Annotated in this window: 8 protein-coding genes; 7 read left to right on the top strand and 1 reads right to left on the bottom strand. The window is 44.8% G+C overall.

Translation table 11 applies throughout. From position 1 onward, the window contains the following. The first annotated feature begins 135 nt into the window (after positions 1-135). The 5 genes from pgmB to glgB all read left to right on the top strand — a co-directional run bounded on the left by pgmB (position 136) and on the right by glgB (position 10,340). Positions 136-786 (top strand): beta-phosphoglucomutase, encoded by a 651-nt coding sequence (pgmB, locus tag IRJ16_RS01045; RefSeq protein WP_194109660.1) that lies wholly within the window; start codon positions 136-138, stop codon positions 784-786. A 351-nt stretch (positions 787-1,137) separates the two neighbouring features. Then, positions 1,138-3,447 carry a glycoside hydrolase family 65 protein gene (locus tag IRJ16_RS01040; protein WP_194109659.1) on the top strand — a complete coding sequence of 770 codons (2,310 nt, stop codon included), beginning with the start codon at positions 1,138-1,140 and terminating at the stop codon, positions 3,445-3,447. Between the two features lie 179 nt (positions 3,448-3,626). Further along, positions 3,627-5,342 (top strand): alpha-amylase family protein, encoded by a 1,716-nt coding sequence (locus IRJ16_RS01035; RefSeq protein WP_194109658.1) that lies wholly within the window; start codon positions 3,627-3,629, stop codon positions 5,340-5,342. A gap of 195 nt (positions 5,343-5,537) precedes the next feature. Next, positions 5,538-7,991 carry a glycoside hydrolase family 31 protein gene (locus IRJ16_RS01030; RefSeq protein WP_194109657.1) on the top strand — a complete coding sequence of 818 codons (2,454 nt, stop codon included), beginning with the start codon at positions 5,538-5,540 and terminating at the stop codon, positions 7,989-7,991. Between the two features lie 147 nt (positions 7,992-8,138). Continuing rightward, on the top strand, positions 8,139-10,340 hold the full coding sequence (gene glgB, locus IRJ16_RS01025; protein WP_194109656.1) for a 1,4-alpha-glucan branching protein GlgB: 2,202 nt from the start codon (positions 8,139-8,141) through the stop codon (positions 10,338-10,340). Positions 10,341-10,396: 56 nt separating this feature from the next. Here glgB and IRJ16_RS01020 read toward each other — a convergent pair whose 3' ends face one another. Beyond that, positions 10,397-11,956, bottom strand: a complete 1,560-nt coding sequence (locus tag IRJ16_RS01020; protein ID WP_194109655.1) for a M20/M25/M40 family metallo-hydrolase — start codon at positions 11,954-11,956, stop codon at positions 10,397-10,399. Between the two features lie 146 nt (positions 11,957-12,102). On the opposite strand from IRJ16_RS01020, the gene IRJ16_RS01015 reads away from it, so the two are divergent. Both IRJ16_RS01015 and IRJ16_RS01010 read left to right on the top strand, forming a co-directional pair. Further along, positions 12,103-12,306: a hypothetical protein gene (locus IRJ16_RS01015; RefSeq protein ID WP_194109654.1), complete on the top strand. Its 204-nt coding sequence runs from the start codon at positions 12,103-12,105 to the stop codon at positions 12,304-12,306. Between the two features lie 39 nt (positions 12,307-12,345). Then, a complete protein-coding gene (locus IRJ16_RS01010; RefSeq protein WP_194110188.1) occupies positions 12,346-13,776 on the top strand; it encodes a phytoene desaturase family protein in 1,431 nt (476 codons plus the stop codon). Positions 13,777-13,780 lie beyond the last annotated feature (4 nt).

The raw sequence follows: 13,780 nt of genomic DNA, 5'->3' as shown, positions 1-13,780 counted from the left end.
TTATAAACCCAACTCCCGTACTTTGTGACCCCAAAGACGGGAGTTTTTGTTTTGGCGATAATTGTGCTGATATATCTTTTTTAAACAAAGCCGACACCTTATCCGTCTAATTTGTACCTTTCGCCACGTACAGTTATGAGCAAAATAAAAGCATGTATTTTTGATCTGGACGGTGTGATAGTCGACACCGCCGTTTACCATTACCAAGCCTGGAAACGACTGGCCAACCAGTTGGGATTTGATTTTACCGAACACGACAATGAACAGTTGAAGGGTGTAAGCCGTGTACGCTCGTTAGAGATCATTTTGGCTATAGGCGGCGTAACCAAAGCAGAAGCAGAGCGGGAGGAATTGGCTACCCTTAAAAATACCTGGTATGTAGATATGATCGGCAAGATGACACCTGACGAGATATTACCGGGCGCTAAAGAGTTTTTAATAGCTTGTCGTGATGCCGGACTAAAGACCGCGCTTGGATCGGCCAGTAAAAATTCGATGATGATATTGGATAAAGTAGGTATCACAGACCTTTTCGATGCGATAGTTGACGGCAACAAAGTATCTGCCGCCAAGCCTGATCCGGAAGTATTTATTAAAGGCGCGGCTGAGTTGGGTGTTGAGCCATCAGAATGTGTGGTATTCGAGGATGCAATTGCCGGGGTTGAGGCCGGTAAGAACGGCGGAATGAAGGTAGTTGGCATCGGCCAGCCTGAGGTATTAACAAAGGCAGATATTGTACTGACCGGATTGGACAAAATGACCTTAGATCTGTTGGATACGCTATAATATCCGGCATTGCATGGAAGATAAGGAGGGCTGTTGGTCATCAATATCCTTTAAATTTTTTCTCAAAAAAATCGTTCTTTAACTTTAGTAAAGCGCTATTAAACAACTTATTAGCGCTTTATTGTTTTACAAAAAGTTTAAAAAATAATTGAGCTTAGTGTATCGGATGTTCAGATCGATAAAATGCTTTGCATCTTTACGGCACCAATAAAAAGTAGCGATCTAACCACAAAAGACACAAAGAAAAGAATCGTAACACAAAGATCTTTTAGCTAACAAGGCCTTTGTGAGAACCTTTGTGTTCTTTGTGGTTTAATGATCATAATGCCAGACAGAACCGAATAATAAGAAATGAAAGACTATATAAAAATTGACGAGTGGAAGATCATTGAAGAAGGCTTTGATCCGCATGTACATAAAGTATCCGAGAGTATCTTCAGTTTGGGCAACGGCCGTATGGGCCAGCGCGCCAATTTTGAGGAAGCCTACAGCGGCGAATCGCTTTTAGGTAACTATGTTGCAGGTGTTTATTATCCTGATAAAACCCGCGTAGGGTGGTGGAAGAACGGCTATCCCGAATACTTTGCTAAAGTTTTGAATGCCGCCAATTGGGTGGGTATCGATGTTCAGTTAGACGGTGAGCAGCTTGATCTGGCCAAATGTGAGGTAAGCGAGTTCCGTCGCGAGTTGAATATGAAGGATGGTTACCTGAAAAGGAACTTTACTGCCAAGACCGCATCGGGCAAGATAGTTGAAGTAGAGGCGATCCGTTTTTGCAGCATGGCCGATGACGAGACCGGTGCTATTAAATACAGTATCAAACCCATCAATTTTTCAGGCGAGCTAACAATTACCCCATCTATAGATGGCGACGTTAAAAATCAGGACTCTAACTACGACGAAAAGTTTTGGGACGAGGTAAGTAAAGAAGCCAAGCAAGATGGCGGTTATGTGCAGATGCGTACCAAAAAGACCGGCTTTGAGGTCGCTACCGGTATGAAATTCAACCTTACTTTAGATGGTAATGCTGCTGAAATAATAGCTGAGCCAATAGATAAAGAGAAATATGTTGGTACAGTAGTGAAATTAAAAGCAGGCGAGGGGCAAACGGTTACCCTATACAAGTATGCCGCTAACTTGTCGTCACAAAATCATCCGTCTGATCAGTTAGCAGAATTAACCTATGCCGTTCTGGACAAGATATCGGCAAAAGGTTTCGACACCATGATGGCCGAACAAGCCGAAGCCTGGGCAAAAAAATGGGAACTGAACGATATCATTATCGACGGCGATGTATCGGCACAACAAGCTATCCGTTTCAATATATTCCAACTGAATCAAACATATACCGGCGAGGACGACCGCTTGAATATCGGTCCGAAAGGTTTTACCGGCGAGAAATACGGAGGTTCTACTTATTGGGATACTGAGGCCTATTGTGTGCCATTCTATCTGTCGACCGCAGAGCAACGCGTAACCCGTAATTTGTTACTATACCGCTATAAACAATTAGGAAAAGCGATAGAAAATGCTGCTCTGTTGGGCTTCAAAAATGGTGCGGCCCTTTACCCAATGGTAACCATGGATGGTACCGAATGCCATAACGAATGGGAGATCACTTTCGAGGAGATCCACCGTAACGGCGCTATTGCTTTCGCGATATATAATTATGTCCGTTACACTGGCGACGAAGCTTATCTGGCAGATTACGGTCTGGAAGTATTACTGGCTATTGCCCGCTTCTGGTCGCAGCGTGTTAATTGGTCTGAAGATAAGCAACAGTACGTGATGCTGGGTGTAACAGGCCCTAACGAGTACGAGAATAATATCAACAACAACTGGTACACCAGTACGTTGGCGGTTTGGTGTATGGAATATGCGTTAGAAGTTATTGAAAAGGTAAAGTCCATAGACAACGCTAAATATGAAGCGTTGGTGGCTAAGATCAACTTTGATATCATTACCGAAGGCGAACGTTTTAAGCATATCATCGCCAATATGTATCTGCCGTACGATGAAAAGCAACAGATCTTTTTACAGCAAGACGGTTACCTGGATAAAGAACAGATCCTGGTGAAAGATCTGCCTGCCACCGACCGCCCTATCAACCAAAAATGGAGTTGGGACAGGATCTTACGTTCATGTTATATCAAACAGGCTGATGTGTTGCAAGGCATATATTTCTTTGAAGACCAATACGATATAGATACCATCAAAAGAAATTTTGATTACTACGAGCCACGTACGGTACATGAGTCTTCATTGTCTCCATGCGTACACTCTATCTTAGCGGCTAAACTGGGTGACGAGAAACGTGCGTACGAGTTCTACCTGCGGACATCGCGCTTGGATCTGGACGATTACAACAACGATACTGAGGACGGCTGCCACATCACATCCATGGCAGGTACCTGGATGTCGGTTGTAGAAGGCTTTGGCGGCATGCGAATGCGTGAAGATAAACTGTCATTCCAACCATTCCTGCCTGAAAAATGGGCCTCATTCTCGTTCCATATCGGTTTCCGTGGTATCACTATAAAAGTGACCGTGAGCAAAGATGGCGTAAAAGTTCAGAACCTGTCCGATCAGAATATTGATCTGTTAGTCTACGGTAAAGAACAGACCGTTGCCGGTGGGGCAGAGGGTATCTTCGCAAACTAAGTTTAGTCTAATGCACATAATGCCCTGTCTCCATTTAGAGGCAGGGCATTTTTTTTGATCGGTAGATGCCTGTCAAACAAAATAGCCTTAAGTTGTTCTATAAACGCGGTTTTTTATTTAATATCGCATCAAGTTCAATCGTTTTATTCATGCTACCGCGGTAGCAGCATATCAAACTAATGGCAACATCCTTCCCCGATCATAAATTAGTGATCTATCAGACACTACCCCGTCTGTTCGGTAACACCAACACAACCAATAAATTTTACGGATCGGTAGAAGAGAACGGCGTAGGCAAGTTCAACGATATTACCGATAAAGCCCTGCAAGAGCTTCGTTCAATGGGTTTTACCCACGTTTGGTACACAGGAGTTATTGAGCACGCCACCATGACCAGCCACGCAGCTTTCGGTATCCCCGATGATGATCCCGACGTGATCAAAGGAAGGGCCGGATCGCCTTATGCTATAAAAGATTACTACGATGTTGACCCCGACCTTGCCGTCGACGTGAACAATCGCATGGCCGAATATCAGGCACTGATCAAACGTACGCACGATAATGGACTATTCGTGATAATGGATTTTGTGCCTAATCATGTAGCAAGGAGTTACAAATCGGATGCTAAACCTGAAGGCGTTATTGATCTGGGCGAACAGGATGACACAAGTAAGTCTTTCGACCCCAAAAACGATTTTTATTATTTGCCGGGACAGTCCTTCGTTGCTCCGCAAGGCTATAACCCGGGCGGCGATGGATACCAGCACCCTTTAAAAGACGGTAAGTTTGATGAAGTGCCGGCCAAAGTTACCGGTGATAACGTTTATAGTGCTTCGCCATCTATTAATAATTGGTTCGAGACTATCAAGTTGAACTACGGTGTCGACTACCAAAATGGCTGGCAATTACATTTTGACCCGCTGCCATCAGTGTGGACAAAAATGTACGATATCCTGCACTATTGGGCGTCCATGGGCATTAATGCCTTCCGTTGCGATATGGTGGAGTATGTGCCGATGGAGTTTTGGGGCTGGGTTATCGGAAAATTAAAAGCTGAATTCCCGGGCTTGTTATTCATTGGCGAGGCATATAGTATTAATGAGTATCATAATTACCTTTTTAATGGCAAGTTCGATTACCTGTATGATAAAAGTGGCTTGTACGATGCCATCTTCCGACTTACCCGTAATGAAGGTTCGGTGTGGGAGATAAACAAAGTGTGGAATTACGACACACGCGGAATGGACGAGCGTATGCTGCGCTTTATGGAGAACCATGATGAGTACCGTATCGCCTCGCTAGCATTTGCAGGTAATGCCTGGCTGGCTATCCCGGGCATGATCGTTTCGGCGACCTTATCTGTAGGTCCTGTAATGGTTTATTCGGGGCAGGAGGTAGGCGAACCTGCCAACGGCTCCGAAGGTTTTAGCGGACCTGATGGCCGTACCACTATTTTTGATTATTGGGGTGTACCTAACCTGCAAAAGTGGGTTAACGGCGGTAGATATGATGGCGGCACTTTAGAAGGTGGCGAGAAAGCCCTGCGCTTTTTCTATCAAAAATTGATGCTGGCCGTCCGCGAAAATGAGGCGTTAAAGCTGGGCGATTTCTACGAACTTATACTGGAGAATCAGCATAGCCGTGGTTTTGACGATAAGGTTTATTGTTTTATCCGCTACACATCAAACCAGCGTATGCTTGTTGTAGTGAACTTTAACCGCGACCACCGCGACCTTAATATCCGTATCCCCGGCGACTTAAAAGAGCGGTTAGGCCTGGGGGGAAAAGTCACATTCAAAGATGCTTTAAGCGATGCCAAATTTGCGGCCGATGATATCGCTAACGGTCTTGATCTGGCTTTACCGGCATCAAGCGGTGCAATTCTCAGTTTTTAATTGACGGTATGCCTGTTTAATTGTAGCTTTAAGGCTTGCAACAGGCATATTCGTTCTTATTATTATTTGTTTACTGATCTTAGCCTCTTGGCGCGCTTATTGAACACTAATATGCGTTAACTAAAAGATAAAACAGGGTCACATCAATAAAATTACTGCTGATCTGCCCGCATTTTAACACGATCTTAGCATTTTATGGAAGAAAACGTACTAAACGAAGCTATCGAAATACCTATCGACGACGATCCAAATAGTTTCCGACATCTCAATAACCCTGCTGATGGTATTAAACCCATCGTAAAGAAATACCTCAACCCACCAAAAGCTGTAGAACAGACGGGGAATAAATTCTACTTTACTGACGGTGAGGCCAAAGTTGAGGCCATTGTGGTAACTAACGAGATCATCCGCATCCGTTTAGCCCCGCATGGCGTATTTTTAGAGGATTTTTCTTACGCTATCCCTAAAGATGTAAAACCGATCAAGTCTGAATTTACGCTGATCGAGACCGCTGACGAATACCGCATCAGCACCACGAGCATCAATTGTCACATCAGTAAAAAGAATTTCTACATCGCTTTCTCTGATAAAAACGAATACGTTACCAGTGTAGATAGTACCTCGATGCACTGGGAAGAGAATGCCCAATTTGGTGGTTATTATGTTTATGGTTCTAAAGTATGCCATCCCGACGAAACTTTCTTTGGCTTAGGTGATAAACCAACTGAATTAAATTTGCGTGGAAAAAGGTTTACTAACTGGAACACAGATGCTTATTCTTACAGTTGGGGTCAAGATCCGCTGTACCGCACTATTCCATTTTATGTAAGCGTTAATGAAGGCATCGCTCACGGTATCTTCTTCGACAATACTTTTAAATCGCATTTCGACTTTGGTTTGCAACAGTCAGACAGTACCAGTTTTTGGGCTGACGGCGGCGAAATGCAGTATTATTACATCCATGGTCCGCATATTATGGATGTGGTTAAGCGTTACCATGTTATTACGGGTACGCACCCCATGCCACCAATGTGGGCTTTAGGCTATCACCAATGTCGTTGGAGCTACTATCCCGAAACTAAATTAAGGGCGGTTACCAAAGGCTTCCGTGCCAATAAGATCCCATGCGACGGTATATATTTAGATATCGACTATATGGATGGCTACCGTTGCTTTACCTGGAACCGTAAATATTTCCCAGACCCTAAGAAAATGATCGCCGACCTTGCGGCCGATGGTTTTAAAACCGTTGTGATCATTGATCCGGGTATCCGTGTGGATGACTCGTACGAGATATTCCGCGAAGGTAAAGAGAAGAAATATTTCTGCCGCCGTTGCGACGATTATTTTATGGAAGGTCACGTGTGGCCGGGCCGTTGCCAATTCCCCGACTTTACTAACCCCGAGGTACGTACCTGGTGGGGTGGTTTGTTTGATGAGTTGGTTGAAATGGGCGTAGCAGGAGTGTGGAACGATATGAATGAGCCGGCCGTTTTTGGTGCGGGCACATTCCCTGACGACGTTCGTCACCAATACGATGGTCATCGCGGATCGCACCGTAAAGCACACAATGTTTACGGTATGCAAATGGTACGCGCTACTTACGAGGGTCTGCGCAAGCTCATGAAAAATAAGCGTCCGTTCACCATCACTCGTGCGGGCTATTCTGGCCTGCAGCGTTACGCATCGGTTTGGACCGGTGATAACGTGGCATCGTGGGAACACTTAGCTATCGGTAATATCCAGTGCCAGCGCTTATCTATGTCGGGCGTTCCTTTCTGCGGTACCGATATCGGTGGTTTTAGCGGTGAGCCTGATGGAGAATTATTCACCCGTTGGATCCAGTTGGGTACTTTCTCACCATTTATGCGTGCGCACTCGGCTGGTGATACCAAGGAGCGTGAGCCATGGAGTTTCGGTGAGCCATTCACGTCCATCAACCGTAAGTTTATCGAATTGCGTTACCGCTTGTTGCCATACCTTTACTCAACGTTTTGGGAGCATCATCGTTATGGTTTCCCTATCCTGAGACCGGTGGTAATGCAGGAGCAGCATGTATTAAAGAACCATTACCGTCAGGATGAGTTCACTTACGGTGATAAATTGTTGATATGCCCGGTGTTACATCCTGGCCAGACAAGTCGAAAAGTTTACCTGCCGAAAGGTAAATGGTACAATTTCTGGGATAATACAGTTGTGGAAGGCGGCGACGAAGTTGAAGTAGCAACTCCGCTGGATACCATCCCACTATTTGTTAAGGCTGGTTCGGTAATACCGGAGTATCCGGTACAACAATATGTTGGCGAGAAAGAGATCGAAGAAGTTAAGCTGAATATTTACTACAGCGATTACGAAGCTAACTCATTCATGTTCGAAGATTATGGTGAGACCTTTGCTTACGAGCAGGACATTTACTTGGAGAAGAAATTCGCAGTAAATGGCACTGAGGCCGACTTTGTGATCCAACAAAGCCTGGAAGGTTTATACAACCCACGTTACGAGAATTACGCGTTCTCTATCGTAGGCCTGCCTTTCCGTCCGTTGAATATTATGATAGACAATAAGTGGGTCACCAACTTCACGTTCATCAATAACAAACTGGAATTTAGACACAACAAGAAATTCCATACGGTGAAGATCATGAAATAAAGAGCGAAGGCGGTAGGAAACTATCGCCTTTGTTGTTTAAAGCATTCTGTAAAACATCATTAATAAATATCTGTTTAATAAAACTATATTTGATGTGCAGGGCAAATGCGCCCCGTCTTTATAACCATCGCCTAACGGCAACCTACTATGGCTAAAAAAACTACAACCACCACAACAGACCTACCGGCCGAAAAACCTGTAAGCAAAAAAAAAGCAACAGCTGCAAAAACTGAGACCACATCAGAAGCCAACCCGGCGAAAAAAACGACATCAAGTAAAGCAAAAGCCGAAACAACTCCTGAAGCTAAACCGGTAAACAAAACGCCTGCTAAAAAAGTCGGGACGACCGTTGTCAAACCTGTAAAGAAAGCAATAACTGAAGAAACGGCGGGCACTTTAAGTGATGTGATCCAGCCTGTATTATCAGAAATGCCTACAGTAGTTAATAACACCGATTTTTATAGCCGCTTTACCGATTATGATATTGCCTTGTTCAAGTCGGGTAAGCATTATAAACTGTACGAGAAGTTAGGCTCACATGTGGTGGAGTTTAAGGGACAGCAAGGAACGTACTTTGCGGTTTGGGCGCCGAATGCGCAATGCGTATCTGTGATCGGTAATTTTAATGGTTGGAGTAAACAGTCAACGCCTTTATCCCCGCGTTGGGATGGTTCAGGCATTTGGGAAGCTTTTGTGCCGGGTATTGGCAATGGTGAGGTTTATAAATATTACATCAAAGCCAGCACTGGTGAGGACTTGGAAAAAGGTGATCCGTTTGCCTTATTGTGGGAGATACCGCCATCTACGGCATCCATTGTAACTGACACTTATTACGAGTGGAAAGATCAGGATTGGATGAAGAAGCGTATTGAGCATAATGCGCTGGATAAACCATATTCTGTTTACGAAGTTCACTTAGGATCATGGGCGCGCAACATCGAAAGCCCTGATGAATTTTATACCTATAAACAGATCGCTGAAAAGATAGTTCCGTATGTGAAGGAAATGGGCTTTACGCATATCGAGCTTATGCCGATCATGGAGCACCCTTACTATCCAAGTTGGGGTTATCAGATAATCGGTTTCTTTGCAGCGAGTTCACGTTACGGCCATCCGCAGGAGTTGATGTATCTGATCGAAGAATTCCACAAAGCTGGAATAGGAGTGATCCTGGATTGGGTACCATCACACTTCCCCGGTGATGCGCATGCTTTATATAAATTTGACGGTACACACCTTTACGAGCATGCTGATGTGCGCAAAGGATTCCATCCCGATTGGAAATCATACATATTCAACTACGGCCGTAACGAGGTTAAAGCGTTCCTGATCAGCAATGCACTGTTTTGGTTAGACAGATACCATGCTGATGGTTTGCGTGTAGATGCGGTTGCATCAATGCTTTATCTAGATTACTCGCGTAACCATGGCGAGTGGGAGCAAAATCAATTTGGTGGCAACGAGAACCTGGAAGCGATCGAATTCCTGAAAGAATTCAACGCGGCGGTCTACAGTCACTTTCCTGATGTGCAGACCATTGCCGAGGAGTCAACATCGTTTACCGGCGTTAGTCGCCCGGTTTACGCAGGTGGTTTAGGCTTTGGGATGAAGTGGATGATGGGCTGGATGCACGATACGATCAACTTTTTCGGTCAAAATCCGATCCATCGTAAATATCATCATAACGAAATTACTTTCAGCTTGATCTACGCGTTTACCGAGAACTTTATGCTACCATTCTCTCACGACGAGGTGGTTTATGGTAAAGGCTCTATGATCAATAAAATGCCGGGCGATGAGTGGCAACGTTTTGCAAATTTGAGGCTAATGTACGGGTATATGTTCTCGCACCCGGGTACTAAGTTGTTGTTTATGGGCGCCGAGTTTGCTCAAGGCGCGGAGTGGGATTTTCAGCATTCGCTGCATTGGCACCTGTTGCAATACCCTAATCATGTAGGCATCCAGCAAACCGTTAAAGATCTGAATGCGCTTTACAAAGCCGAGCCCGCTTTATATGAAAGAGGCTTTGAACACGATGGTTTTGAATGGCTGGATGGTGGTAACGCCAATGATTCGGTATTAGCCTACATCCGTAAAGGTAAAAAGTCTGCGGACGATATTGTAGTGATCCTGAACATGACCCCGATAGTGCGCGAAAGCCAACGCACGGGCGTAACGTCATCAGGGAAATGGAAACAGATATTTAATAGTGACGAAACCAAATATTGGGGCAGCGGCGTAAATAACGCTGAAACGGTTGACGCCGAGAAAGAACACTGGCATGGTAAGGATGACTCAATAGTGGTGACTTTACCACCGTTGAGTGTGCTGATGTTTAAGAAGGGATAAAATAAAGCCCGATGTTCTAAAGAACATCGGGCTTTATTTTGTAAGTCAGAAAATTACTACTTCTTAAATTCCTCACCGCGGTTCGGCTTAACGAAGCCAGGCCATCTGATGCCTTCGGCTTTCTCTGTCGATGTTTTTTGCGGATCTTCGCTGGCCATGTAAGCTAACATAGCAGCTAACATCGCGTTGTTGCGTACCTCTTCAAAAACAACCTTATCGTAAGTATCGCGATTGGTATGCCAGGTGTAGTTACCGTAAGCCCAACCTAAAGAGCCTAACGAAATGCCCGGAGCACCTGCCATTACAAATGAAGCGTTATCAGACCCACCTGCACTTGGCGAGCCAGGGAATGATGTTTTGATACGGTTCTTAATAGTATCCGGCACAGGTGCTAACCAGCGTGGGATAAAGTTCTTTGAATCGGCGAATCCTTGGCCGCTAATATTCACTACACGGCCCGTTCCATTATCCTGGTTAAATAAAGCTTGCAGATTTTTTACGATCTCGGGGTGGTCCTCCACAAATGATTTCGAACCATTTAGTCCTTGTTCTTCGCTACCCCAATGGCCAACCAAGATAGTCCGTTTCGGGTTAGGGTAAACCAATTTCAGGATGCGCATGGCTTCCATCATGGTCAATGTACCTGTACCATTATCAGTAGCGCCTGAAGCCGCATCCCAAGAGTCGAAGTGAGCGGATAGGATCACATATTCATCAGGTTTTTCGCTGCCTTTTATCTCGGCAATGGTGTTAAAGGTTGGTACAACGCCCATGTCTTTAGATTCGCAATGCAGGCTGATCTTTGGAGTTGTGCCGTTCTCGATCAAGCGGTAAAGAAGTGTGTAATCTTCTAAAGAGATATCTACAGATGGTACCTTCTTGGTGTTTGCACCAAATATCTTATCTACACCAAATCCAGCAGACCAATAGTTGGTCACAACGCCAACAGCGCCGGCATTCTCTAAAGCTACGGCTAAAGTTTTAGCGGTATGGCCGGTCGCTTTAACGCGTTTCGCCCAAGCTAAATTTATAGCAGCTTGGTCTGCTTTAAACTTGTCAATGGTCTCTTTAAAAGCAAATTCCTTCAAATTCTCTGCCGGACGGCCGGTAACCTGATTTGCAGAAACCATAACAAATTTGCCTTTAACCGATGGTAACCATTTTACAAAAGCTAACGAGTCGGCAACTTCAGGTAATAAAATAACATCAGCCGTCACGGTCTTTTTGCCGGTTCCCGGGCTCCAGGCCAGCATAGTACCTTCCAAACTGCGCACACGCGGCGATATCATATCGATATGGGTGACGCCACGTTCCCAGCCGCGCCATTGGCCCCATTTTTCGTTACGGGCATCAATCCCCCAACTTTTGTATTTGGCAACAGCCCAATCGTTAGCAGTTTTCATTTGTGGCGTGCCCACCAAACGTGGTCCGATCTTGTCAAACAGTTCGTGCGCCAGTTTCTCTAATTGCGAGTTATTGGTCGACTCTTTAACAATAGCGTCAATAACAGGTTTACCTGATTGTGCGAAACTTAGGCTACTGCATAATAACAGTCCTAATGCTATTGGTTTGGCCTTTTGCCAGGTACTAATAGTGTAGTGGTGCGGGTTTTTCATGTCTCTAAAATAACGATTGACCGTCATTTTTACAATTATTCTGGCATTTAGCCGAATGGTGGAAAAAAATTATCTAAAAATTAACCGTAGATATAAACATTTCATCTAAATTTCATGTATCTTAGTAAAAGCCAATCAACATCGCCATGATACTAAATTATTACCACGCTGTAGAGCTGATGAGCTCACTCCCGACCCTGCTTTCAGACAAGTTGGATCAGAAGTTAGAGAATGTTGCCAACGCAAAAGCAGAAGATACATTAGAGAAAGAAGAGAATGCGGCAACCATTGTTGAGATGTGGGGTTTTAATTCTGATTTATTAGAAGTTAACGGGGCCGCTTTTTATTAAAGATCGGATATTTTTCGGTTACTTAGTCCTTGACAGAACATCAAATTGAAATACGACGCTATTGTTGTTGGATCGGGACCGAACGGCCTTGCCGCTGCCATTTTATTGCAGCAGCAAGGCCTCTCTGTTTTATTGATTGAAGGCAAGGATAAAATAGGCGGCGGCTTACGCACAGAGGAGCTAACCTCGCCCGGATTTAAGCACGACGTTTGCTCAGCCATACATCCGTTGGCTATTGCGTCACCATTTTTTAAAACGCTGCCTTTAGATCAGTACGGGTTACAATACATTACACCAGATATTGCGGCCGCCCATCCTTTTGATGATTGTAGCGCTGCTCTCTTGAAAAACTCGTTGATCGACACTGCCAATCTTTTAGGTATCGATAAACAAGCCTATCTTGGCCTGATCAAACCTGTTGTTAAAAGCTGGGACAATATCGCTTCCGATATCCTTGGTCCGTTGGGTTTCCCAAAGCACCCATTGCAAATGGCACGTTTTGGATTGAACGCTTTAACATCAGCAACACATCTATCCAAACAATTTAAGACAGAACAAGCTAAAGCATTATTTGCCGGGATGGCAGCGCACAGCATCCAGCCGCTATCGAAGATGACCACGTCTGCTGTTGGTTTGGTTTTGATAGCGAATGCTCATTTAAAAGGTTGGCCGATACCTATTGGTGGATCGGTGAGCATTGCTAACGCGCTTGCCGATCACTTTAAAGCTTTAGGCGGAACTATCGAGACCGGAACCTACATCAAGTCCTTAGATCGATTGCCCGAAGCTAAGGCAGTTCTTTTTAATGTAACTCCAAAACAACTTTTGCAGATCGCAGGTCACAAATTTTCATCGATCTACAAATGGCAGTTAGAACGTTATCGATACGGGATGGGTGTTTTCAAGATCGATTGGGCTTTGGATGATGCGATCCCCTTTAAAGCAAAAGGAGCAAGGCAGGCCGGAACAGTTCATTTAGGTGGTACGATGGCGGAAATAGCACAGAGCGAGCAACAAAGCTGGGGCGGTAAACATCCTGTTAAACCTTTTACGCTCTTAGCTCAGCAAAGTGTTTTTGATAAGACCCGAGCGCCCGAAGGTAAACAGACCGCTTGGGCCTATTGCCACGTACCTGCCGGATCTGAAAATGATATGACCGATGCGATAGAGCAACAAGTCGAGCGTTTTGCGCCCGGTTTCCGTGAGCGTATATTGGCGAAGCATACTTTTAATACGCGCCAAATGGAGGAGTACAATCCTAATTATATCGGCGGTGATATCAATGGCGGGGTGATGGATATCACACAATTGTTTACGCGTCCGGTATTAAGGCGTTCGCCGTATCGCACTTCAGCAAAAGGGATATACATTTGTTCATCATCAACACCTCCGGGGGGAGGCGTACATGGTATGTGCGGTTATCATGCCGCTAAACGTGCCCTTGCGGATATCTTCAAAATAAAGATCTGACAAC

This window comes from Mucilaginibacter myungsuensis (assembly GCF_015222005.1).
Classification (GTDB): Bacteria; Bacteroidota; Bacteroidia; order Sphingobacteriales; family Sphingobacteriaceae; genus Mucilaginibacter; species Mucilaginibacter myungsuensis.
The sequence above is the reverse complement of the archived record's forward strand: the minus strand, read 5'-3'. Positions and strand labels throughout refer to the sequence as shown.

Bases quoted from the DNA above. Each gene is read 5' to 3' on its own strand.
- pgmB (WP_194109660.1), top strand. From the start codon at position 136: ATGAGCAAAATAAAAGCATGTATTTTTGATCTGGACGGTGTGATAGTC.
- IRJ16_RS01040 (WP_194109659.1), top strand. From the start codon at position 1,138: ATGAAAGACTATATAAAAATTGACGAGTGGAAGATCATTGAAGAAGGC.
- IRJ16_RS01035 (WP_194109658.1), top strand. From the start codon at position 3,627: ATGGCAACATCCTTCCCCGATCATAAATTAGTGATCTATCAGACACTA.
- IRJ16_RS01030 (WP_194109657.1), top strand. From the start codon at position 5,538: ATGGAAGAAAACGTACTAAACGAAGCTATCGAAATACCTATCGACGAC.
- glgB (WP_194109656.1), top strand. From the start codon at position 8,139: ATGGCTAAAAAAACTACAACCACCACAACAGACCTACCGGCCGAAAAA.
- IRJ16_RS01020 (WP_194109655.1), bottom strand. From the start codon at position 11,956: ATGAAAAACCCGCACCACTACACTATTAGTACCTGGCAAAAGGCCAAA.
- IRJ16_RS01015 (WP_194109654.1), top strand. From the start codon at position 12,103: ATGATACTAAATTATTACCACGCTGTAGAGCTGATGAGCTCACTCCCG.